Origin of the sequence: Pseudorhizobium marinum (assembly GCF_000705355.1) — a bacterium.
GTDB classification, from domain to species: Bacteria; Pseudomonadota; Alphaproteobacteria; order Rhizobiales; family Rhizobiaceae; genus Neorhizobium; species Neorhizobium pelagicum.
In genome coordinates, this window is sequence record NZ_JMQK01000008.1 from 23,184 (window position 1) to 45,925 (window position 22,742).

21 protein-coding genes are annotated in these 22,742 nt (G+C 62.7%); 10 read left to right on the forward strand and 11 right to left on the reverse strand.

What is annotated here, in order from left to right:
- Window positions 1-29 precede the first annotated feature (29 nt).
- Together EO99_RS0111010 and EO99_RS0111015 are read left to right on the forward strand one after the other, a co-directional pair.
- Window positions 30-1,883 (forward strand): ABC transporter ATP-binding protein, encoded by a 1,854-nt coding sequence (locus EO99_RS0111010; protein WP_029618692.1) that lies wholly within the window; start codon window positions 30-32, stop codon window positions 1,881-1,883.
- 180 nt (window positions 1,884-2,063) lie between these two features.
- Complete coding sequence (locus EO99_RS0111015) at window positions 2,064-3,926, forward strand: ABC transporter ATP-binding protein (RefSeq protein WP_037111658.1); 1,863 nt, start codon at window positions 2,064-2,066, stop codon at window positions 3,924-3,926.
- Window positions 3,927-3,932: 6 nt separating this feature from the next.
- On the opposite strand, the gene EO99_RS0111020 is transcribed toward EO99_RS0111015, so the two are convergent.
- Window positions 3,933-4,874, reverse strand: coding sequence for an endonuclease/exonuclease/phosphatase family protein (locus EO99_RS0111020; protein ID WP_029618694.1), 942 nt, complete (start codon window positions 4,872-4,874; stop codon window positions 3,933-3,935).
- Between the two features lie 357 nt (window positions 4,875-5,231).
- Here EO99_RS0111020 and petA point away from each other — a divergent pair, with 357 nt between their 5' ends.
- From petA to EO99_RS0111040, 4 genes are all read left to right on the forward strand, one after another.
- Window positions 5,232-5,810 (forward strand): ubiquinol-cytochrome c reductase iron-sulfur subunit, encoded by a 579-nt coding sequence (gene petA / locus EO99_RS0111025; RefSeq protein ID WP_029618695.1) that lies wholly within the window; start codon window positions 5,232-5,234, stop codon window positions 5,808-5,810.
- A gap of 13 nt (window positions 5,811-5,823) precedes the next feature.
- A complete protein-coding gene (locus EO99_RS0111030; protein ID WP_029618696.1) occupies window positions 5,824-7,113 on the forward strand; it encodes a cytochrome b in 1,290 nt (429 codons plus the stop codon).
- Window positions 7,114-7,140: 27 nt separating this feature from the next.
- Window positions 7,141-8,022, forward strand: a complete 882-nt coding sequence (locus EO99_RS0111035) for a cytochrome c1 (RefSeq protein ID WP_029618697.1) — start codon at window positions 7,141-7,143, stop codon at window positions 8,020-8,022.
- Between the two features lie 115 nt (window positions 8,023-8,137).
- Complete coding sequence (locus tag EO99_RS0111040; RefSeq protein ID WP_029618698.1) at window positions 8,138-8,677, forward strand: adenine phosphoribosyltransferase; 540 nt, start codon at window positions 8,138-8,140, stop codon at window positions 8,675-8,677.
- Between the two features lie 18 nt (window positions 8,678-8,695).
- On the opposite strand, the gene EO99_RS0111045 is transcribed toward EO99_RS0111040, so the two are convergent.
- Both EO99_RS0111045 and EO99_RS0111050 read right to left on the reverse strand, forming a co-directional pair.
- Window positions 8,696-9,163 carry a MaoC family dehydratase gene (locus EO99_RS0111045; RefSeq protein WP_029618699.1) on the reverse strand — a complete coding sequence of 156 codons (468 nt, stop codon included), beginning with the start codon at window positions 9,161-9,163 and terminating at the stop codon, window positions 8,696-8,698.
- Window positions 9,160-9,630, reverse strand: a complete 471-nt coding sequence (locus EO99_RS0111050) for a MaoC family dehydratase (protein WP_029618700.1) — start codon at window positions 9,628-9,630, stop codon at window positions 9,160-9,162. The genes EO99_RS0111045 and EO99_RS0111050 overlap by 4 nt, the downstream gene beginning before the upstream one ends.
- A 67-nt stretch (window positions 9,631-9,697) precedes the next feature.
- Between EO99_RS0111050 and EO99_RS0111055 the strand changes: the two genes are divergently transcribed.
- Together EO99_RS0111055 and EO99_RS0111060 are read left to right on the forward strand one after the other, a co-directional pair.
- A complete protein-coding gene (locus tag EO99_RS0111055; protein ID WP_156034734.1) occupies window positions 9,698-10,375 on the forward strand; it encodes a Crp/Fnr family transcriptional regulator in 678 nt (225 codons plus the stop codon).
- Window positions 10,376-10,440: 65 nt separating this feature from the next.
- Entirely contained in the window at window positions 10,441-10,647 is a 207-nt protein-coding gene (locus EO99_RS0111060) for a YgaP family membrane protein (protein WP_029618702.1), read from the forward strand.
- A gap of 61 nt (window positions 10,648-10,708) precedes the next feature.
- Here EO99_RS0111060 and ychF read toward each other — a convergent pair whose 3' ends face one another.
- A complete protein-coding gene (gene ychF, locus EO99_RS0111065; protein ID WP_029618703.1) occupies window positions 10,709-11,812 on the reverse strand; it encodes a redox-regulated ATPase YchF in 1,104 nt (367 codons plus the stop codon).
- A 177-nt stretch (window positions 11,813-11,989) separates the two neighbouring features.
- Between ychF and clpS the strand changes: the two genes are divergently transcribed.
- Window positions 11,990-12,298, forward strand: a complete 309-nt coding sequence (gene clpS / locus EO99_RS0111070; RefSeq protein ID WP_037111663.1) for an ATP-dependent Clp protease adapter ClpS — start codon at window positions 11,990-11,992, stop codon at window positions 12,296-12,298.
- A gap of 40 nt (window positions 12,299-12,338) precedes the next feature.
- Here the strand turns inward: clpS and EO99_RS0111075 are convergent, their stop codons facing one another.
- From EO99_RS0111075 to EO99_RS0111095, 5 genes are all read right to left on the reverse strand, one after another.
- The gene (locus tag EO99_RS0111075) at window positions 12,339-12,806 is read right to left on the reverse strand and encodes a GNAT family N-acetyltransferase (protein WP_029618705.1); all 468 of its coding nucleotides are present in this window, start codon (window positions 12,804-12,806) and stop codon (window positions 12,339-12,341) included.
- Entirely contained in the window at window positions 12,803-13,534 is a 732-nt protein-coding gene (pth, locus tag EO99_RS0111080; RefSeq protein ID WP_029618706.1) for an aminoacyl-tRNA hydrolase, read from the reverse strand. Before pth ends, EO99_RS0111075 begins: the two co-directional genes overlap by 4 nt.
- A 76-nt stretch (window positions 13,535-13,610) precedes the next feature.
- Window positions 13,611-14,108 (reverse strand): substrate-binding periplasmic protein, encoded by a 498-nt coding sequence (locus EO99_RS25655; RefSeq protein ID WP_051679806.1) that lies wholly within the window; start codon window positions 14,106-14,108, stop codon window positions 13,611-13,613.
- Window positions 14,109-14,390: 282 nt separating this feature from the next.
- Complete coding sequence (locus EO99_RS0111090; protein WP_029618707.1) at window positions 14,391-16,766, reverse strand: EAL domain-containing protein; 2,376 nt, start codon at window positions 16,764-16,766, stop codon at window positions 14,391-14,393.
- A 250-nt stretch (window positions 16,767-17,016) separates the two neighbouring features.
- Window positions 17,017-17,634: a 50S ribosomal protein L25/general stress protein Ctc gene (locus EO99_RS0111095; protein ID WP_029618708.1), complete on the reverse strand. Its 618-nt coding sequence runs from the start codon at window positions 17,632-17,634 to the stop codon at window positions 17,017-17,019.
- A 263-nt stretch (window positions 17,635-17,897) separates the two neighbouring features.
- Here EO99_RS0111095 and EO99_RS0111100 point away from each other — a divergent pair, with 263 nt between their 5' ends.
- Window positions 17,898-19,958, forward strand: a complete 2,061-nt coding sequence (locus tag EO99_RS0111100) for a putative bifunctional diguanylate cyclase/phosphodiesterase (protein WP_029618709.1) — start codon at window positions 17,898-17,900, stop codon at window positions 19,956-19,958.
- Between the two features lie 33 nt (window positions 19,959-19,991).
- On the opposite strand, the gene EO99_RS0111105 is transcribed toward EO99_RS0111100, so the two are convergent.
- Window positions 19,992-20,243, reverse strand: a complete 252-nt coding sequence (locus EO99_RS0111105) for a hypothetical protein (protein ID WP_029618710.1) — start codon at window positions 20,241-20,243, stop codon at window positions 19,992-19,994.
- A gap of 133 nt (window positions 20,244-20,376) precedes the next feature.
- Window positions 20,377-22,536, reverse strand: a complete 2,160-nt coding sequence (locus EO99_RS0111110; RefSeq protein WP_235776806.1) for a methyl-accepting chemotaxis protein — start codon at window positions 22,534-22,536, stop codon at window positions 20,377-20,379.
- Between the last annotated feature and the right edge of the window lie 206 nt (window positions 22,537-22,742).

A 22,742-nucleotide genomic window follows, 5' to 3' on the forward strand; every position in this document is an offset into this window, starting at 1 on the left:
GTTCCGACGCCAGCCTTTTGGAGATAATGATGTTTTCCTGGTTCGAACGCCGTGTCGACCCTTATCCGGCCGACCCGCCCGGGCTGCCGCCGAAGGGGTTGTTCGCCTTCTGCTGGCACTACACGAAGCCGACCTGGCCGTGGCTTCTGCTGCTCGGCATCTGCTCGATGGTCATAGCGGTGGCGGAAGTCTTCCTCTATCAGTTCCTCGGCAATATCATCGACTGGCTGTCGGACGCCGACCGCGCCACCTTCCTGCAGCAGGAGGGCGGCCGCCTGACGTGGATGGCGGTTGTCCTGCTGCTGGTGCTGCCGCTTGCCGGGGCCATCCATACGATGACCATGCACCAGGTGCTGGCCGGCAATTTCCCGATGATCGCCCGCTGGCAGATGCACCGCTTCCTGCTGCGGCACTCGATGACCTTCTTCGCCAACGAGTTCGCCGGCCGCGTCTCGACCAAGGTGATGCAGACGTCGCTTGCCATCCGCGAGACGGTGATGAAGATCATCGACGTCTTCGTCTATGCGATCAGCTTCTTCATCTCGATGCTGGCGCTGGTGCTGGTCGTCGACTGGCGGCTGGTCGTGCCGCTGGTGATGTGGTTCGTCTTCTACAGCCTGATCCTCTGGTACTTCATCCCGAAGCTCAGGAAGTCGTCGAGCGAGCAGGCGGACGCCCGTTCGATGATGACCGGCCGGATCGTCGACAGCTATACCAACATCGGCACGGTGAAGCTCTTCTCCCATGCCGGCCGCGAGGAAAGCTATGCCCGCGAAGGCATGGACGAGTTCCTCGGCACGGTGCACCGGCAGATGCGGCAGATCTCGCTCCTCAACATCTGCGTCGACATCAACAACGCGCTGACCATCTTTGCGGTGGCGGCGGCGAGCATATCGTTCTGGCTGACCGGCGAGGTTTCCGTCGGCTCTGTGGCGGTGGCGATCGGCCTTGCCATGCGCATCAACGGCATGTCGCAGTGGATCATGTGGGAAGTCTCGGCGCTCTTCGAAGCGATCGGCACGGTCTACGACGGCATGTCGATGATGACGAAGCCGCATGACGTGACGGACGTTCCGACTGCTACCCGGCTGGAGACGAAGAAGGGGCATATCCGCTACGAGAACGTCCGCTTCCACTACGGGAAGACGGAGGGCGTCATCGACGACCTGACGCTCGACATCCGCGCGGGCGAGAAGATCGGTCTCGTGGGACGCTCGGGTGCCGGCAAGACGACGCTGATGAACCTCCTGTTGCGCTTCTACGATCTGGAGTCCGGGCGCATCACCATCGACGGGCAGGACATCTCGCAGGTCTCGCAGGAGAGCCTGCGGGCGCTCGTCGGCGTGGTGACGCAGGATACCTCGCTGCTGCACCGGTCGATCCGCGACAACATCGCCTACGGCAAGCCTCAGGCGAGCGACGCCGAGATCATCGAGGCCGCCCGGCGGGCCAATGCCTGGGAGTTCATCCAGGGGCTGTCCGACATGCAGGGCCGCACCGGGCTCGATGCCCATGTCGGCGAGCGCGGCGTCAAGCTCTCGGGCGGCCAGCGGCAGCGGATCGCGATCGCGCGGGTCTTCCTCAAGGATGCGCCGATCCTCGTTCTCGACGAGGCGACGTCTGCGCTCGATTCCGAGGTGGAGGCGGCGATCCAGGAGAACCTGTTCTCGCTGATGGAAGGCAAGACGGTGATCGCGATCGCGCACCGGCTGTCGACGCTGACGGAGATGGACCGGCTGATTGTCCTCGACAAGGGCCGGATTGTCGAGACGGGAACGCACCAGGAGCTTGCCAATTCCGGCGGCATCTATGCCGATCTCTGGAGCCGCCAGTCCGGCGGCTTCATCGGCGACGAGGCTGCAAAAGACACTGCCGCCGAATAAGCGTGATTGCCATGCCCTGATCCCAGCCTCCGCGGCCCCGCCCGCGGAGGCTTTTTCGTCGGCACCGTATGTGCGTGCCGCCCGGAGCTTTCCCGGAGGCGATCGCCGCCTGCGCGCGATTACAGAAATGTAAGCGCTGATGCCCTTTGCCGGCCTCGCGAAGCGGACTATATCGGGCGCATGATCAGAGCCACCTTCCGCATATTCGAGAACTGGATTCAGCCTTTCGCGAGGCATGACGACCTGAAGCCGCCGGAAGGACTTGTTGCCTTCGTCTGGTTCTACGTGCGCCAGGCCAAGCTGCCGTTCCTGGCCATGCTGGTCCTGGGCGGACTGGCGGCCGGCGTCGAGGCAGCGATGTTCTGGTTCGTCGGCCGGCTGGTCGACATCCTCGACACCATCCAACCCGCCGATGGCTGGAGCGGGCTGATGGCCTCGCATGGCCGAGAGCTGCTGTTCATGGCCGTGGTGGTCGGCGTCGGGCGGTTTCTGATCGCGTTCCTGACGGCCCTGATCGACCAGCAGATCATCACGCCGGGGTTCTACAACCTGGTGCGCTGGCAATCCTATCTGCACGTCTCGCGACAATCGCTGTCGTTCTTCCAGAACGATTTTTCCGGCCGCATCGTCACCAAGGTCTGGTCGGCGGGGCAGGCGACGGGGGATGTGCTGACCACGCTGATGGAAAGCGTCTGGTTCGTTCTGATCTATTCGGTCTCCACCCTGGTGCTGGTGGCGCAGCTCGATCTCAGAATGGCCGGGGTGGTGCTGGTCTGGCTTGCCGTCTTTGCGGCCCTTGCACGGTACTTCGTGCCGCGCATCCGGGAGAATGCCAAGGCTTCGGCCGAAGCCGGTTCGATGATCAGCGGCCGCATGGTGGACGCCTATTCCAACATCCAGACGCTGAAGCTGTTCGGCAGCGACGAGGCCAACGACCGCTACATGCTGGACGGCTTCAACAGCTTCCAGGCGACCATCCTGCGGTTCACGCGGATGCTGACCGGCGTGCGGGCGTCCATGGCGCTGCTTTCCAGCACGATGATCGTGGTGATGGCGGGGCTCAGCATCCATCTCTGGCTCGGCGGGATCATCAGCTCCGGCGCGGTGGCCTTCACGCTGGCGCTGATGCTGAGGCTGAACTTCCTGCTTGGACGGCTGATGACGCAGTTGAACGGCCTGATGCGCAACATCGGCACGATCCAGAATTCCTCGGATCTGATCTCCAAGCCGATCGGTCTCGTCGATGCACCCGATGCCAAGCCGCTGACGGTCAAGGTGCCGGAGATCCGCTTCGAGAACGTCCAATTCGACTATGGCAACGGCAGGGACGTCATCGACAGCCTCTCGCTCGTCGTTCAGCCGGGCGAAAAGATCGGTATCGTCGGCAGGTCCGGTGCCGGAAAGTCGACGCTCGTCAACCTGCTGCTGCGCTTCTACGACATCGAATCCGGCCGCATCCTGATCGACGGACAGGACATTTCTCAGGTGACGCAGGAATCGCTGCGGGCGCAGATCGGCATGGTAACGCAGGACACCTCGCTGCTGCACCGGTCGATCCGCGACAACATTCTGTTCGGGCGGCCGGATGCCACGAAGGAGCAGTTGCGACAGGCGTCGGAGCGCGCCGAAGCCGATGGTTTCATCGCCTCCCTCGAGGACCAGCGCGGACGCAAGGGCTACGACGCCCATGTCGGCGAGCGTGGCGTGAAGCTTTCCGGCGGGCAGAGGCAGAGGATCGCGATCGCCCGGGTGATGCTGAAGAATGCGCCGATCCTGGTGCTCGACGAGGCGACATCGGCGCTCGACTCCGAGGTGGAGGCCGCCATCCAGTCGAACCTCGTGCGCCTGATGCAGGGCAAGACGGTGCTCGCCATCGCCCATCGGCTGTCGACGATTGCAGCCCTCGACCGGCTGATCGTGGTCGACAAGGGCCGGATCGTGGAGCAGGGGACGCACAACGAGCTGGTGGCCGCAAACGGCATCTATGCCGATCTCTGGGCGCGGCAATCCGGCGGCTTTCTGGCCGCCGACGCCGCGCAGTGAGGGCGATCAGTTCGTCGGGACGGCGATCTCGGCGATCAGGCCAAAGTGATTGGATCCCAGGGCATCCGGGAGCCGCTGCAGCGCGGCGATGCCGAGCGGCGGACGGACGAAGATGTGATCGATAGGTACGCCGATGGGGCCTGCCTCAACCGGCCAGGTTGCCGGTTCCCGTCCGGCGGTTCTCAGGCCCGTATCCTGCAAAAAGCCGCGGACGTTGGATGCGAGACTGGATGCGTTGAAGTCGCCTGACAGGATCAGCGGCCCCGCGATGCGGTTCAGCCGGCGGGCTGCATTGTGCAATTCATACCTCTGGAAATTGTCGAAATAGGGCTTGGTGGTGTGGATTGCCGCGACGTGCAGGGGACGACCGCCAAAGTCCAGCCTGGCCAGCAGCATCCGTTCCTCGAAGACATTGCTCAGGCTGGCGACCGAAGGGTCGAGGAGAGGGTGCTTCGACAGCATCATCAGGTCGCATCGCCTGGTCATCTCGCCGCAGCCGATGCGGTACGGATAGACCACCGAAAGCGCCGGGAGATGCGCCATCAGGGGCTCTGCCTCCATGATGTTCACGACATCCGCGCCGGAGCGGAGGATCGTCTCTGCGATCACCTGGCCATTGTCGATGTTGTCCATCAGGATGTTGAAGGACATCAGCCGGAGCAGAGGTTCGTCGGTTGCCGCGACCGCGATCGGTGCCTGAGCGAAGTCGCGCGGCATCCATATCGAATGTGCAAGGAAAAGCAGGGCCACGGCCAGCAGAGCTGCCGGGAGGATGGCGCGCCTGAGGCTCAGCGCAAGCAGCAGAGCCGCAACACTGGCGATCGACAGATGCAGCTGCAGGCTCTCGACGGTGCCGATGATCCAGACGCTGCGCACATAGCGGATGCCGATGGCCAAGAGTACGAGCGACACGATGCCGCAGATCGCACTCGATACAAAGTGTCTCATTCAGCCTGTCCCGCCGGTCGTCTGGTCCGCCGGACGTACCACGGGGCACCCATTGCTGCAATGCGAAGAGCCTATTGTGGCGAGCTGGAAGGGGTATTCGGCTCGTCCGTAGAGGATAGCCCGCGCCAGGCGTCCGGGGCTCGGCCGGGACGGTCGACGATGCGGTTGAAACGAAGGCTGGATTTGCCGCGACAAACTGGCTTCTATGCTCTTGCCAAGACTGGACATATTTTGCGATCAAGCATAGAAGGCGCGAAATTGCCGGGGAATCTGTGTCCCAATTGTGGCCAGAATCAGTTTCCCGTCGTAAGGGCAAACGCGGTTTTTCGCGAAATGCGTGAGAAGGATGTTTGAGCCGTGAGCGAGCACGAAACACACAGCGAAACACTGGGCGAACCGACCCGTCGTGATTTCCTTTACCTGACGACCGGAATGGCCGCTGCCGTCGGTGCGGTGGCCGTCGCCTGGCCGTTCATCGACCAGATGCGTCCCGACGCGTCGACACTGGCGCTGGCCTCGATCGAGGTCGACGTTTCGGCGCTGGAGCCGGGCATGTCGCTGACCGTCAAGTGGCGCGGCAAGCCGGTGTTCATCCGGAACCGGACGGCGCAGGAAGTCGAAGAGGCGAACGCGGTCCAGCTCGCCGAGCTGAAGGATCCGATTGCCCGCAACGACAATATCGATGCCGCTGCAGAAGCGACCGATCTTGCCCGTTCCGCCGGCGAGGGCAAGGAAAACTGGATCGTCATGATCGGCTCCTGCACCCATCTCGGTTGCGTTCCTCTCGGCCAGTCCGGTGACTTCGGCGGCTGGTTCTGTCCTTGCCATGGCTCGCACTACGATACGGCGGGCCGGATCCGGAGAGGTCCCGCGCCGACCAACCTGCCGGTGCCGACTTTCACATTTACGTCCGACACAGTGATCCAGATCGGGTGAGGGGTTCTAACTTATGAGCGGTCATTCCACATACCAGCCGGCTTCCGGCATCGAAAAATGGATCGATTCCCGGCTTCCCTTGCCGCGAATGATGCATGACAGCTTCGTTGCCTATCCCGTTCCCCGCAATCTGAACTACGCCTATACCTTCGGCGCCATGCTGTCGGTGATGCTGATCGTGCAGATCCTGACCGGCGTCGTGCTGGCCATGCACTATGCCGCCGAGACGACCGTTGCTTTCAATTCGGTCGAAAAGATCATGCGCGACGTCAACCACGGCTGGCTCTTGCGCTACATGCACGCCAACGGCGCGTCATTCTTCTTCATCGCCGTCTACCTGCACATCGCCCGCGGCCTCTACTACGGCTCCTACAAGGCACCCCGCGAGATCCTCTGGATCCTCGGCGTTGTCATCTACCTGCTGATGATGGCGACCGGTTTCATGGGCTATGTTCTGCCCTGGGGCCAGATGTCCTTCTGGGGCGCGACCGTCATCACCGGCTTCTTCTCGGCCTTCCCGCTCATCGGCGAGTGGATCCAGCAGTTCCTGCTCGGCGGCTTTGCCGTCGATCAGCCGACGCTGAACCGCTTCTTCTCGCTGCACTACCTTCTGCCGTTCATGATCGCCGGCGTCGTCGTTCTGCACATCTGGGCGCTGCACGTCACCGGCCAGACGAACCCGACCGGTGTCGAGGTGAAGACGAAGACGGATACCGTCGCCTTCACGCCCTATGCCACGCTCAAGGATGCGCTCGGCATCTCGGTCTTCCTGATCGCCTTCGCCTGGTTCGTCTTCTACATGCCGAACTACCTCGGCCACCCGGACAACTACATCCCGGCCGATGCCCTCAAGACGCCGTCCCACATCGTTCCGGAATGGTACTACCTGCCCTTCTACGCGATGCTGCGCGCCATCACCTTCAACGTCGGCCCGATCGATTCCAAGCTCGGCGGCGTCCTGGTGATGTTCGGCTCGATCATCGTGCTGTTCTTCCTTCCCTGGCTCGATACGTCCAAGGTTCGCTCGGCCGTGTACCGCCCCTGGTACAAGCTGTTCTTCTGGATCTTCGTCGCGAACGCCATCCTGCTTGGCTGGCTCGGCGCCATGCCGGCTGAAGGGATCTACGTCATCCTGTCGCAGATCGGCACGCTCTACTACTTCGGGTTCTTCCTCCTGATCATGCCGCTGCTCGGCCTGTTCGAAACACCCCGGCGTATCCCGAACTCGATCACCGAAGCGGTGCTCGCCAAGAAGAACAAGTCCGACATGGAAAAGCTCAAGCCTGGCGAAGCCAGCGCCTGATTGCCGCGATCGAGAGGGAATAATCGTATGAAAAAGCTTGTTACAAGCGTCCTTTCGCTGGCCCTGGTGGCAGGTCTTGGCTTCGGCGTCGCCGCCGTGGCGCAGGAAGAGCACGCGGCAGCGGAAGGCGCTCATGCGGAAGGTGCGACGCCGCATTATCCGCTGAAGCATCCAAAGGAAATCGACTGGAGCTTTGCCGGTCCCTTCGGTCACTACGACAAGGGCCAGCTGCAGCGCGGCCTGAAGGTCTACACCGAAGTCTGTTCCGCCTGCCACTCGATGTCGCTCGTCTCCTTCCGCATGCTGGAGGAGCTGGGGTATTCCGAGGATCAGGTAAAGGCCTTCGCCGCCAACTATCAGGTGACCGACGGCCCGAATGATTCCGGTGACATGTTCGAGCGGACCGCCGTTCCCTCGGACTACTTCCCGTCGCCCTTCGCCAATCCGCAGGCTGCCGCGGCATCGAACAACGGTGCGGTTCCGCCGGACTTCTCGCTGATTGCCAAGGCGCGCGGCGTGACCCGCGGGTTCCCGCAGTTCGTCTTCGACATCTTCACCCAGTACCAGGAAGGCGGGCCGGACTACATCTACTCGCTGCTGACGGGATACGAAGAGCCGCCGGAAGGCGTGGAGGTGCCTGAAGGCACCTACTACAACCCGCACTTCATCGCCGCCGCATCGCTGGCCATGGCGCCGCCGATTTCGGACGACCAGGTCACCTATGACGATGGCGCGCCGCAGACCGTCGACCAGTACTCCAAGGACATCTCGGCATTCTTGATGTGGGCCGCCGAGCCGCACCTCGAGGAGCGCAAGCAGACGGGCTTCATGGTCATGATCTTCCTGGTGATCTTCACCGGCCTGATCTACCTGACGAAGAAGTCGGTCTACGCCAGCAAGGACCACTGAGGCTTGGCTTCAGGTTGAAAAAAGGCGGCCTCCGGGTCGCCTTTTTTGTTGGGCGGCGGTGCCGGAATTGCTACCGTCCCGCCAAGATCCAGTCGCCTCAAACCATCGGTCCATCATGACAAAGCCCATCGACCTCGCCGCTTCCGTCCGTTCGATTGTCGACTATCCGAAGCCGGGTATTGTCTTTCGCGATATCACCACGCTGCTCGGCGATGCGGCTGCCTTCCGGCAGGCCGTCGATGAGCTGGTGGCCCCCTATGCCGGACTGGGCATCGACAAGATTGCAGGGGTCGAGGCGCGCGGCTTTATCCTCGGCGGCGCACTGGCTCACCAGCTCTCCGCCGGCTTCGTGCCTATCCGCAAGAAGGGCAAGCTGCCGCACGAGACGGTGCGCATCGCCTACAGCCTGGAATACGGCGTCGACGAGATGGAGATGCATGTGGATGCGGTCAAGGCGGGCGACAAGGTGATCCTGACGGACGACCTGATTGCCACCGGCGGGACCGCGGAAGGTGCGGTGAAGCTCCTGCGCCAGCAGGGTGCGGAGATCGTCTCCGCCTGTTTCGTCATCGACCTGCCGGACCTCGGCGGACGCCGCAAGCTGGAGGCGCTCGGCGTCGAGGTGCGCACGCTGATGGAGTTTGCCGGCCACTGAGGCCGGACAGCGCGTTGCTCAGTCGAACTCCAGCACCGTGCCTTCGTAGCGCATGACGAGCTCACCGTTCTGGTTGACGCCCTCATTCACCGTCAGGTTGAGGTGCATGCCTGAGCGAGAGGCCAGCGAGCGACTGGCGACGACCTCCACCGAATAGGTGATCTCGTCGCCGGCATAGACCGGCTTCAACCACTGGAGCTTCTTGAATCCTGCCGAGGGGCCAAGCTTCGGCGCGACGAGGCCTTCCCGCTCGAGGCTCTCCACCTTCGCGTTCCAATAGGCGACATAGGTCTTCATCCATCCGGCGCAGGTGTGCCAGCCCGAGGCGCAGAGGCCGCCGAAGACGTAATCCTTCGCCGCTTCGGCATCGATGTGGAAGGGCTGTGGATCAAACTGGCGGGCAAAGCGGATGATGTCCTCGGCGGTGAACAGCACTGTCCCGGTGACCACTCGGTTGCCGGGAGGGGAGAGGTCGATCAGTCTCATGCCTGTGCCTCCTGCGGCGTGCGAAGGCGGATCATGATCGGGTTCTCACCTCTCATGACGGCGACGCCATTCTGGTTCCTGACCTCGTGCAGAAACTTGACGAGGCCGATGCCGGGGCGGGACCGCAGCAGCCGGGATTCCGATACGGTCGAGGTGCCGGAGAGCGTGTCTCCGGCCAGGACCGGCTTCTTCCACTCCATGAACTCGATACCGGGCGAGCCTTCCGAAGCCGTTTCCGACAGCCAGCCGTCGAACATCATGCGCATGAAAAGGCTTGCCGTGTGCCAGCCGGAGGCGGAAAGTCCGCCGAGGATGCTGGCCTTGCCGGCCTCTTCCGAGAGGTGCATCGGCTGCGGGTCGAACTCCGAGGCGAAGGCGACGATCTCTTCGGCGCTGACCGTGCGAACCGCGAGCGGCAGGGAGCGGCCGGAGGTGAAATCTTCGAAATAGTACCGCGGTTTGATCATCCGCAACGTTCCTCCGTGCGTTCGGCTGCACAATGGGCAGCAACCCGTATGATTTCAAGGAGCCGAGATGATCAGATGGCTCGATCGAGCAGTTTTCCCCGCTTCGCTTGAACCGGATGTTTCCGCCTTGCTGGAGGGCCTGCGACCGGTGCATCTGCGATCTGGCACGATCCTGTTTCGGCCGGGCGATCAGGCGCAGGCCTTTCTCGTGCTGTTGTCGGGGCGCGTCGGCGTCTACCTGACGGGGCGCAATGGCCGCGAGATCCTGCTCTATGCGGTGCAGGGCGGTGAGACCTGCGTGCAGACGACGCTCGGCATGCTGGGCAATGCGGCCTATCGATGCGAAGCGTTGGCGGAGACCGATCTGGTGGCCGTCATGATCCCGCGGTCGCTGTTCGATACGCTGATGGCAGAGTCCGCGTGCTTTCGTGCGTTTGTCTTCAAGGGTTTCGCCGCCCGCCTGGCCGACATGATGGGGCTTCTGGAGCAGGTGGCCTTCACCTCGATCCGCGAGCGGCTGGCACGCGTACTGGTCGACCGGGCAGGCGAAGGAGACCTCGTGCAGGCGACCCACCAGGAGCTGGCTGTTGCAATCGGATCGGCGCGCGAGGTGGTGTCGCGCCGGCTGGAGGCGCTGGCATCCACGGGGGTGGTGGAGAACGAAAGGGGACGGGTCCGTATCCGTGACCGCAGAGCCCTGCTGCGGATGGCGCAGGGCGACGGGCCTGAGAGGCTGGTGACTTAGTCACCGACGCTGCCGATGGCAGGACTAAGCTTCAACCGGCAATACAGCTTCAAGGAGACGTGCTCATGCTCGCCAGAAACGTTGGACCCATCGATCGCTTTCTCCGGATCGTCGCCGGGATCGCCATCCTCTCGCTGTTCTTTCTCTATCCGCAGGCCGCCTGGCGCTATTACGCCCTCATAGGGCTTGTGCCTCTGCTGACCGGGGCCTTCGGCACCTGCCCGATCTATTCGCTGGTGGGCATCTCGACCTGCCCCGCAAAGAGGATCTGAACTCCATAGAAAAAGGCGCCGCAACGGGTGTGCGGCGCCTTCTGTTCGGTCATGGTCCGGATCAGGTGTTGAAGCGGAAGTGGATGACGTCGCCGTCCTGGACCACGTATTCCTTGCCTTCGTCGCGCCCCTTGCCCGCTTCCTTGGCGCCCACTTCGCCCTTGTAGGCGATGTAGTCGTCGTAGGAGATCGTGAAGGCGCGGATGAAGCCGCGTTCGAAGTCCGTATGGATGACGCCGGCGGCGGCGGGTGCCTTGGTGCCGCGGACGATGGTCCAGGCGCGGGTTTCCTTCGGGCCGACGGTGAAATAGGTGATCAGGTCGAGCAGGTGGTAGCCGGCGCGGATCAGGCGGTCGAGACCCGCTTCCTCCAGCCCCAGAGCGGAGAGGAATTCCGTCGCCTCTTCTTCCGGCAGCTGCGCCACTTCGGACTCGATGGCCGCCGAGATGATAACGCATTCGGCGCCTTGCGCCTTCGCCATCTCGGCGACGGCTTTGGTATGGGCATTTCCTTCGACGGCATCGGCTTCCGCGACGTTGCAGACGTAGAGGACCGGATGGGAGGTCAGGAGGTTCAGACCCTTGAGGATCTCGATCTCGTCGGGAGCCAGCGTCTTCAGGAGAATGCGGGCCGGCTTGCCCTCGTGCAGAAGCTTGACGACCGCTTCCATGATCGGCAGCTGCGCGACCGATTCCTTGTCCTTGGTGGCGGCCCGCTTGCGCGTCTGTTCGACGCGGCGCTCGAGGCTGTCCAGATCGGCGAGCATCAGCTCAGTCTCGATCGTGTCGGCGTCGCCGACCGGATTGATTTTGCCCTCGACGTGGGTGATGTCGTCGTCCTCGAAGCAGCGCAGGACGTGCACCACGGCATCCACTTCACGGATGTTGGCGAGGAACTTGTTGCCGAGGCCTTCGCCCTTGGAGGCGCCGCGCACGAGGCCGGCGATGTCCACGAAGGAGATGCGGGTCGGGATGATCTCCTTGGAGCCCGCGATATCGGCGAGCTTCTTCATCCGCGGGTCGGGCACGGCCACTTCGCCGGTGTTCGGCTCGATGGTGCAGAAGGGATAGTTGGCCGCCTGCGCTGCCGCCGTCTTGGTCAGAGCGTTGAATAGCGTCGACTTGCCGACATTCGGCAGGCCCACGATGCCGCATTTGAAACCCATGGGTCGAATTACCTGTTGCTTGATACGATTGTTGCCTTGGCTATGGGATAAACGGCCGGAGGGGTCAAGGCCTAGGCGCCGCGGCGGGCGAGGGGCGGACCTCCGGACACGGGTTGATCAGGTCCAAACCCGGTGCGATAATGGGGTCTATCAAGAGCAACGTCATCGCGAGCCATCATGCCGACGAAGGACGATACCACCCTCCTGCCCAAGACGAAGCCCAAGCTGGAGCGACCGAAGCTCTACAAGGTGATGCTCGTCAACGACGACTACACGCCCCGCGAGTTCGTGGTGATGGTGCTGAAGGCCGTCTTCCGGATGAGCGAGGAGGCCGCCTCCCGGGTCATGCTGACGGCGCACCGCATGGGTGTGGCTGTCGTGCTGGTCTGTGCCCGCGACATTGCCGAGACGAAGTCGAAGGAGGCGATCGACCTGGCCAAGGAGGCCGGCTTCCCGCTGATGTTCACGACGGAACCGGAAGAGTAGAGGCTTTTTTTTCGAGGGGCCTCATCCATTCGCATTGCGGTCAGGATGACGGGCGGCGGATTTCGAGGCCGGTCTTGCTCGTCTCGAAGCCGCAGCTTCGATAGAAGTCCAGCGTGCCGGAGTTGCGGCTGGCGGTGAGCAGCATGACCTTGTAGCAGCCCTGCTCGAATGCCGCGGCCACGGTCGTATCGATGATGGCACGGCCGTAACCCCTGCGGCGATGGTCGGCATGGGTCACGACATTCTCGATCAGCGCGTAGGATGCTCCGCCGCGGGTGAGATTGGGAATGACCGCCAGCGTGCAGCTTGCTGCCAGAACGTCATCCGAGAAGCCGCCGAAGACCGTCATGCCGGGCTGTGTCAGGATAGCGGCGAACCGCTCCTGCGCGACCGCGCCCGGAAGGTCGAGATCATCGCTGATCAGGTGGCGATAAAGGACCAGCAACGAGTCCAGATCGCCATGGACCAGAGGCCGGATCACGAAAGAGGAGGGCTCGGCATCGCTCACTCGTCGCTCTCCTTCTTGCCGAACATCTTCTGCAGCATGGCGGCCATGGGGCCGGTGGTCGGCAGGGCCTTGGGCTGATTGAAATTGCGGGCCTGGCGGATATGGGACTGGCCAGCCGGCTTCGGCGCCTTGGCGGGCTTTGCCGGCTCGTCGTCGGCTTTGGTGCCTGTTGCCAGCGCCAGCTTGTTCAGGAGCTGCGAGTCCTCGCCCTTCACCAGCATCTCGGCATTGTCGGCCAAGGCCGCGAGCAGGGGCTCCAGCCAGTCGCGGTCGCTCTTGGCGAAATCGCCGAGCACATGGCCCTGGACGCGGTCCTTGTGGCCCGGATGGCCGATCCCGAGCCGCAGGCGGCGATAGTCCTTGCCGCAATGGGCATCGAGCGACTTGATGCCGTTGTGGCCGCCATGGCCGCCGCCGGTCTTGATGCGGGCCTTGCCGGGCACGAGGTCCAGTTCGTCGTAGACCGCCACGATGTTCTCCGGCCCCAGCTTGTAGAAGCGCATGGCTTCGCCGACGGATTCGCCCGACACGTTCATGAAGGTCTGCGGCTTCATCAGCAGGATCTTTTCGCCGGCGATCTCGCCTTCGGAGATCAGCGCCTTGAACTTCTTCGACCACGGCGCGAATCCCGGCCGTCGCTGGATTTCGTCGACGGCCATGAAGCCGATATTGTGGCGGTTGCCCGCGTATTGCGTTCCGGGGTTGCCGAGCCCAGCGATGATCAGCATTGTCTTTGTCCAGTTCCGAAGGTTCCCTGCCTCTCCAGCGCGAACGCGCGAGGAAGTCAATGTGTTTCGGAGGGAGTTACCGGGGACGCGCCACACCGTAGGAGGCCAGGATGCGGTCCTGCCCGCCTGTCGAGATCAGCGCGTCGAGAGCAGCCTGCATCTGCGTGATCAGGGCGTCCGGGACGCCGAGATTACAGGCGAAGCCGAGCGGTTGGGTGCTCAGCGTGACGCCTTGCTCAAGCGGCGTTCCCTGGGCAAGCATCTCCAGGAACACGCTTTCCGACATCGGCATCAACTCGATGCGGCCCTCGACCAACTTGCGGACCGTGGTGCCGAAGTCGGCGCTGACATCGACGCTGCCGAAACCCATCTCCTTGAGCAGAACTTCGGTATAGTCGGCTCTGTGGGTTCCGACGAGGCGGCCCTTGGCGGCCTCGATGTCCAGGGACGCCAGTCCCGACCCCTGCCGGGTCACGAGAATGGCGCGGTCGACGAAGAGGGGCAGGACCCATTTGAACCGCTTCTCCCGCTCGGGCGTTCGCGCGGCGGCGAAGACGCAGCTGCGTCTCGGCAAGCGCAATCGCGCGCGCCCAGGGCATGATCTCGATCCGGAAGGGACTGGCGACATCCGCCATTATCGTCGTGACCTGATCGACGCCTGCGCCACGATTGGTACCGGTGTCATCCCGGTAGCTGAAGGGAGGATAGGCTTCCGTCGTGAAGGTGAGGGGTTCCTGCGCGAACGCCGGCGAGCTGGACATCAGGCCAACCAGAAGCAGAACCACGATGTGGATCATTCACCTTCCCCTCGTATGCCCTAATAGCGCCAGTATCATGCAGGGCGTGCCGCCCAAGATCAAGCCACGATGGTGCCGTTCAAGCTCTGCTGTCGGTGCGACAGGATAGAGTGGAGAGCGTCGACGGGAAGGGGGCGCGAGAAGAGATAGCCCTGCGCGAAGTCAACTCCCATGTTCCGCAGGACGCCCTGCTGTTCTGCCGTCTCCACGCCCTCGGCGATCACCTTGCAGTTCATCTTGTGAGAGATGGCGCTGATCCCCTCGACCAGCATGCGGTTCTTGCGGCCGACGTCCGTCTGCTCCTCGATCGAACGAATGAAAGACTGGTCGATCTTGACGATGTCGACCGGGAACCGGCTCATGTAGCTCAGCGACGAATAACCTGTCCCGAAATCATCCAGCGCAATCCGGCATCCGAATTGCTGGATCTCGTTCAGGACGTTGCGGACCTCGGGGTTGTCGTGCATCAGCACCGCTTCCGTGATCTCGATGACAAGCCGGTTTGGCCTGAGCCCGTACTGTCCCAGAAGGGCGGCAAGGCGTGTCGGCAGCGAGCACTCGAACTGCAGCGGCGAGAAGTTGACGGCCACATAGGCGTCCGGCAGACCGAATTCCTGCTGCACACGCGCCAGATTGGCCACGGCGCTTTCCAGGATCAGGTTGCCGATGGTCCCGACCGAACCGTTCTCTTCGGCAACCTCGATGATCGCCGCAGGCGAGAGGATGCCCTTTACCGGGTGGCGCATTCTCATCAGCGCCTCGAAGCCGATGATGGCGCCGCCCTCCAGGTCGACGATCGGCTGGAAGAAGGCTTCGAACCAGTTGCCGGCGATGGCGTCCTGGATATCCTTTTCGATCTCCGCCCGTTCCCGTGTCTTTTCCAGGATGGCAGGGTCGAAGATCTGGGCACCGTTCTTGCCGTCGCGCTTGCGGGCATACATGGCCAGGTCGGATTTGTGCAGCAGGTCGGCTGCGCCCGAGGCATGATCAGGATAAAAGGCGACGCCGACGCTGGCGCTGAGGCGGACCGTTGCACCAGCAACGACAAACGGCGTCTCGAACAGTTCGACGATCTTGTCGCAGAGTTCGTGAGCCCAGGACTGATCCTCGTCCCCCGCCAGCAGGAACGCGAATTCATCGCCACCCAGCCGCGAGGCGGTGTCGCCGCTGCGCAAAAGCGGCCGGATGCGTGCCACGAACTGGCGCAGGAGGTCGTCGCCTGCGGCATGTCCGAAGTTGTCGTTGACGGACTTGAAGCGATCGAGATCCACAAACAGGCAGGCGAGGCGGATGTCGTTGCGGTCGGCCTCGCTGATCTTGAGGTCGAGGATGGCTTCGAAGCCCTGGCGGTTGATCAAACCGGTGAGGTGGTCGGTGATCGCTTGCTGGCGGTTCCGCTGCTCCGACTGCTTCAGCTCGGTGATGTCGGTCATCACGTTCAAGGAACCAGATGTCCCGTATTGGGCATCCAGTTCGCGCTCGATGATCAGCACGTCCATGACGTTGCCGTTGCGGCACACGAAACGGACGGTTGCCTCGACGGAACGGCCATCGTGGCGGAGCTTCGACTTGCGGCCGGCAAATACCGCATGGTCGACCGGTACGACAAGGTTGGTGAAGGGCTGCCCGATCACGTCGTCCCGGCTGTACCCGGTGGCAAGAAGCCAGTAGTCGCTGACGGCCCCGATCAGGTCCTCCTGGTCCAGCGAGAAGAGCATGGCGGGTGTGCGGTTGTAGATCTCGGTCGTCTGCTGGTGCGCACGCTTGAGCTCCTTCTCGTCGCGCTCCAGCTGGATCTGCATCTCGTTGAACGACGTGGCGAGGCGGCCGATCTCGTCGTTGGAGCGCCAGTCGACATGGTGGCGGGCGCCGAGCTTGCGGGTTGCTTCAATGGCGGCGGCGAGGCGCATCAGCGGCGTGATCACCATCAGGCGGTTGCCGACCAGGGCCGCCAGGAAGACCGTCAGCACCGCAAGCACAAAGATGAAGATGAAGGCAAACTCGGTTTCGTTCAGAGCCGCAAACCAGCCCGGCGCCTCGACGAAGACGGCGATGTCGCCAACGATCTGCTCGCCCTGGATCGACTTGTAGCTGATGGGAAGAGATATCTTGTCCATGCCGTCGGGATCGAACGCCTTGAGATCGCTCTCGGACACGTTCAGCTTCCGGAGCCGGTCGTCCACCGTCACGGAATGAACGGACGGATCCGCAAGGATCGTCAGTGCCGTCTGCCGGATCGTGTCCTCGTCGAGTTCCCAGACGGGCTTGCCGAGGGCGCGGGCGTTTGTAGAGAGGAGGAGCTCGATCTGATCGCGCTGCGCACTCGCCACCTGCTGCGATGACAGCGCCAGAAACAGTGTGAAGAGCGGTACGACCACGCCCAGGAGCGCAGCCGAAACGATTGTGATGAAGCGGCTTTCAACCGAATGGTTCATTGCGGTTATCCGCCTCCCACCGACGCTATTGCGGAGTCGTGCCGAAACGCTCGCTCGCGCAAAGGACGAATGTAAGTCCAATTGCTTAAGCTTCGCTAAAATCCGGCAATAGCGTGCAACATCTTGCAGCAGGGACGAGAAGGCAACGTCTGGCGGTTTTGTCCAAACAATGATCGCCAAACAAGGAAAAGAAAGTACAAACAAAAAACCCGCCTGCAAGAGGCGGGTTTTTCATCAGAACCAGGAGGACTTACTCGGAAGCGGGTGCTTCCGGTGCTTCTTCCTGTTCTTCGTCGACGCCAGCTGCCGGAGCAACGATCGTCGCAATGGTGAAATCGCGGTCGGTAATGACCGGCTTCACACCCTTCGGCAGCTTGACTTCCGAGATGTGGATGCTGTCGCCGATCTTGTGGCCGGCGAGATCCACCGTGATGAATTCCGGGATGGAATCTGCCGGGCACTGGAATTCGACCGTGTGACGGACGATGTTCAGCACGCCGCCGATCTTCACGCCGGACTTCTCTTCGTTGATGAAGTGAACCGGAACGTCCACGGTGACTTCGGTGTCTGCGGAAACGCGCAGGAAGTCTACGTGCATGGTGAAATCGCGGACCGGATCCAGCTGGTAGTCCTTCGGCAGGACCTGGATCTTCTTGCCATCGACTTCAATTGTCGCGATGGTGGTCATGAAACCGCCAGCGTGAATGCGCTTCGTCACTTCGTTGGTCGAGAGTGCGATCGCGATGGGGGCCTGCTTGTCTCCGTAGATGACAGCAGGAATCAAACCGTTGCGGCGAAGTTCACGGGCGGACCCCTTACCAACCCGTTCGCGCGCCTCGGCCTTGAGCTCATAAGATGTCTGGCTCATGGCTAATCCTTTCGAGGTTATTTGGAGAGCCTTCCGACGCAGTTTGTGTGTCGGTAGACCGGAGGACACCTCGCGATGCGCTCCATCCGCGTTGCCTCCAAGGGTGTCTACGCGGACTGGCGGCCTATATTACAACCGAGCCCCAAAGGCAAGCTATGGGCGGGGCGGTGTATGGATGGATGTCATTTACCATCTTGGACAACCCTTCCAACATATTTTGAATGTTAGAGGTTCGGGATATTCTAATCTGGAATCGTCGTTTCATGAGCCGTCTCTTCACCTGCATCTTTGTCGACCACGACCTGCGCTACGTCGCCGCGGCCGTTCTCGTCTGCGCACTGGGTGCGGCACTGACCGTCAGGCTGTTTTCACGGGTTAGGCGAGCGCATGGCCTGGAGAAAGGCCTGCGGCTCTTCATGGCCGGGTTCATCGGCGGGACGGCGACCTGGGGCACGCATTTCCTGGCGATGCTCGGTTACACGAGCGGCGGAATGGCCGGCTATGAGCCGGGTCTCACCTTGCTGTCGCTCGGTGTCGCCATTGCCGCAGTCACCACCGGACTTGGCGTTGCTGCCTATGGTGGCCGCTCGCTGCTGCTGGAGGCGGGCGGCGTCGTTCTCGGGCTCGGGATCGTGGCCATGCATTATCTTGGCATGGCGGCCTATGAGATCCAGGGCATCATCATCTGGGACTGGCGCTATGTGGCTGCGTCACTGGTTGCCGGTGCGGCCTTCGGGGGCTTGGCCACCAATCGGGTGGGACGGCCGATCGGACCTTTCTGCCACTATGGTGCCACCGTTGCGCTGATCCTCGCCATCGCGTCCGCGCATTTTCTCGGAATGGCGGCCATCGAGGTCGTTCTGGATCGCGGGCTCGCCATTCCCGACGCCATTCTTCCGCCGTCCGTGCTGGGGCTGGGCGTGCTGGGCGTCATGCTCGTGCTCCTGGCCGTTGCCGCCGCAACCTATCTGATCGACTCAACCACCATGAACGACGCTGTCGAGCGCTACCGTCACCTCTCGCTTCATGATCCGCTGACGGGACTGCCCAACAGAACTTCCTTTGCGGAAGAACTGGGGCTTGTCGCCTCACGTTCCACCGACGGCAATGCCCGGATCGCCGTGCTGTCCTTCGATCTCGACCGGTTCAAGGAAGTCAACGACGTGCATGGGCACGCGGCAGGTGATGCCGTCCTGCGCGAGCTGGGGGAGCGGCTGGGCGGGGTGACGGGGGAAGGCGAGTTCATCGCCCGTGTCGGTGGTGACGAATTCATCGCGCTGACCCGTCGCTATTATGTGAAGGCGGACGCATCGCGTTATGCCCAGCGGATCATCAACGAGATCTGCCGGCCGATCGAGTGGCAGGGAAATTCGCTGAGTGTCGGCACCAGCGTCGGTATCGCGGTGCTTGACGATGATACCTCACTGGACGATCTGCTGGCCCAAGCCGATGTCGCCATGTATCGTGCCAAGGGTAGCGGCTCCAATAGTGTCTGCTTCTATGACGCATCGATGGACCTGGCGGTGCGTGAGCGAAACGTCCTGGCCATGGACATGCGGGCGGGGCTGCGGTCAGGGCAATTCCAGCTGTTCTACCAGCGCCAGAACAATACATTCACGGAGGAGGTCGTCGGCTTCGAGGCGCTGCTGCGCTGGAACCATCCGGTGCGCGGCCTGGTGCCGCCGCTGGACTTCATTCCGATTGCCGAAAGCAGCGGCTTCATCATCGATCTCGGCGAATGGGTGCTTCGCGAGGCCTGCCGGGAGGCCGCAAGCTGGCGAAACCCGCTCCCGATTGCCGTCAACGTCGCAACGCAGCAATTGAGCGACCGCAACTTTCCGACGCTCGTGCAGAGGGTTCTCCAGGAAACCGGCCTGGATCCCTCGCGGCTCGAGCTGGAAATCACGGAGACGGGCATCATCGCCGACCACCAGCGCGCCCTGCAGACCATTCGCCATCTCAAGAGCCTGGGCGTCAGGATCGCGATGGACGATTACGGCACAGGCTATTCCTCGCTGTCGATGCTGCTGACGTTCCCCTTCGACAAGATCAAGATCGACCGGCAGTTCGTCGATGGCGTCGCCACGAGTTCCCAGTCCGCGGCCATTGTCCGCTCGACGCTGATCCTGGCGGAAAGCCTCGGCATTCCGGTGCTGGCAGAAGGCGTGGAAACGGACGAACACATCAAGTTCCTCAAGGAGGAAGGCTGCGTCCAGGTGCAGGGCTTTTTCTTCGGCAAGCCCGGACCCCGCGAAGGGATCGAATCCATCGTCAACGGGCAACCGGAGTCGCGCAGGAAGTCGAGCGGTTCCCGGGTCGCCTGAGAACAGCGTCGACCGCGCGGGTCCTGGTTCCAGCTAGCGTGGCTCCCCACCCGGCGGATAGGCCGTCTTCTGCTCGAAGCGGAACTTGTGGCCGCACTGGCAGCGGACCATGTACTTGCGCGGGTCCTTGGAAGAGAACTCGGTCGAGAAGCCGGTGGGCATTTCGTCGATCTGAAAGTCCCTGCTGCCGGCACGACGCTCGTCGCTTTCCGAAACTTCGGCGTATCCGGAATGACCGCATTGGGAACATTCCAGCTTTCTCGAATAGCGGTCGCGCGCTGCCATGGGGACTCCGTTGGTCGCTGAGATGGATGCGCACAACTAGCCGCGGCTGGCGCAGATGCAAGGCAAAAAACGAAAAGCGCCGGCCCAAGTCTGGGCCGGCGCTCGTCCGTGTGTGGATGCGACTGTCGCTGCCTCAGGCGGCGCGTCGGCCCGTGTCGAGGGAACTGCCGCCGACGGAGAAGTGGCTGATCTGGTCGTTCAACACTTCGGCCTCGTTGGCCAGCGAATGGGCCGAGGCGGAGGTTTCCTCCACCATGGCGGCGTTCTGCTGGGTTACCTGATCGAGGCCGCTGACCGCAGAGTTGATCTCGCCCAGACGCGCCGACTGCTCGCGGGACGAAGTGACGATGGCGCCGATATGCTCGTTGATCGACTGGATGTTGCCCTGGATGTGCTCCAGGCTTTCACCGGTCTTCAGGACGAGCGCCACGCCGTTTTCGACATCTGCCGCCGAGGCGGTGATCAGCTGTCCGATGTCGCGTGCCGCTGTTGCCGATTTCTGGGCCAGCTCGCGGACTTCCTGGGCAACCACCGCAAAACCCTTGCCGGCTTCGCCTGCACGGGCCGCTTCGACACCGGCATTGAGGGCAAGCAGGTTGGTCTGGAAGGCGATCTGGTCGATCACGTCGATGATCTGACGGATCTTGGAGGAGGAGCTTTCGATCCGCTCCATGGCCTGGATGGCGTTCTGGACCACAGCCGTGGAGGTGTGGGCGCCCTTCAGCGTGTCGGCGGCGACGTCGACAGCCGTTTCGCAGCGGGTGAGGGCGCCGTTGACGGCACCGGTCATCTCGCCGAGGGCTGCGGCAGCTTCCTCGAGCGCTGCTGCCTGCCGCTCGGTGCGGCGGGACAGATCGTCGGAGGCCGCCTTCAACTCGCCAGAGCCGCCACGGATGGTCGTGACGCTGTTGCCGATCGAGGCGATCGTCGCTTCGAGGCCGGCCAGCGAGTTGTTGAAGTCATGCCGCAGGTGATCGAGCGATGCGGCGAAGGCACGGTCGATGCGCTGGTCGAGCTTGCCGCGCGACAGGGCGGCAAGGCCGGTGGCCAGAGCGGATACGGCTTCGTCGATTTCGCGGGCGCTGGCGGCCTTTTCCGCTTCGCGCTGCTGGCGCTCTTCGTCGATCTCTTCCGTCTTGCGGTAGGCTTCCTCTTCCATGCGCTCCTTGTCGAGCGCGCCCTGGCGGAAGGATTCCAGCGCACGGGCCATGACGCCGACTTCGTCGCCACGGTTGACGTGGTCGACAACGATCGTCTTGTCGCCATCGTTGAGGCGGTTCATCAGCCCGGCGAGTTCCGTCAGCGGACGCGTCAGGCGCGCGGCGATATAGGTGCCGACGATGCCCATGATGGTGAGTACGGCGAGCGTCGCGAGGATGGCCCAGAACGCGAGGTTGCGTGCGGAGGCAAGAACCTGCTCCTCGGCCTGACCCATCGCCAACAGGTGCTTTTCGCCAAACAGGGTGACCGGCTCATAGGCGAAGAAGAGCGGATGATCGGCAACCGTCGCAAAGCCGGAGCCCGCGGTCTGGTTTGCTGCCGCCTCGGTCAGTTCGGGTGGGATAGCGTGAGACTGGCCGCCGACGAAGGAGCCGCTGCGATAGTTGCCCGTGCTGTCGAGAAGCAGGGCCTCATCGATCGACTTGCCGAACTCGTCAGGGGTGACCGCGCGCGTCAGCTCGTCCGACGAGATGCGGAAGACGACGGCGCCCTTGGTCACGACCTTGCCCCAGGAGGCGACGGCGAGCTGCTTGCCGATCAGGGCGGACGGCTTGCCGCCGTCGAGTTCGTAGGGCGAGAACGGTGAGGTCTGGACGTCGTCCGGCGTGCCGGCCTGGATGCGGGTGAAGAGATCGCCGATAGCCGGGACGGCGGACACATTCTCCAGCAGCTCGTTGCCTTTCGTTACCGAATAGACGATCGTGCCGTTCATGTCGGTGACGTAGATGTCGCTGACCCGGGTGTTCTTCCAGGCGCTGGCAATCGTGCCGTGAATGGAGCTGTGGTGGACGGCGTAGAGAAGCTTCAGGCCGGTGCCGTCGAAGCTTGCGCGTTCCTCCGGCGTCTTTTCGGCCTTCTGGTATTCCGCCTTGACGCTCGCGCCTTCGCTCGGAATGATGTTGGTCATGGTCTCCACCGCCTGACCGATCGCCGTGTTCTGGGCGAGATCAGCCAGGGACTGAGAAATGCGCTCCTGGTAGTCGGCCAGTGCCTTGGACTGGTTGCCGGCGACGGATTCGAGCCGCAACGTGCTCGCGTCGATCAATCCGTCCTTGCCGATCTGGTAGCTCAACAGTCCGACCGACAGGCAGGATATAAAGGTCGCCCCAACGACCAGGCTTGCAAACTTTGCTTTGATAGACAGCGATCTACCGGCAACGGCAGATTTCGATGACTGCAACATGGCAGTGACTTCCCCCACATAAACACTGGTGGCGGAATCATTGTCAGTAATTCGTTGCGGCACCCTTAACAAATGACGCTGGTATACTGCCGCCG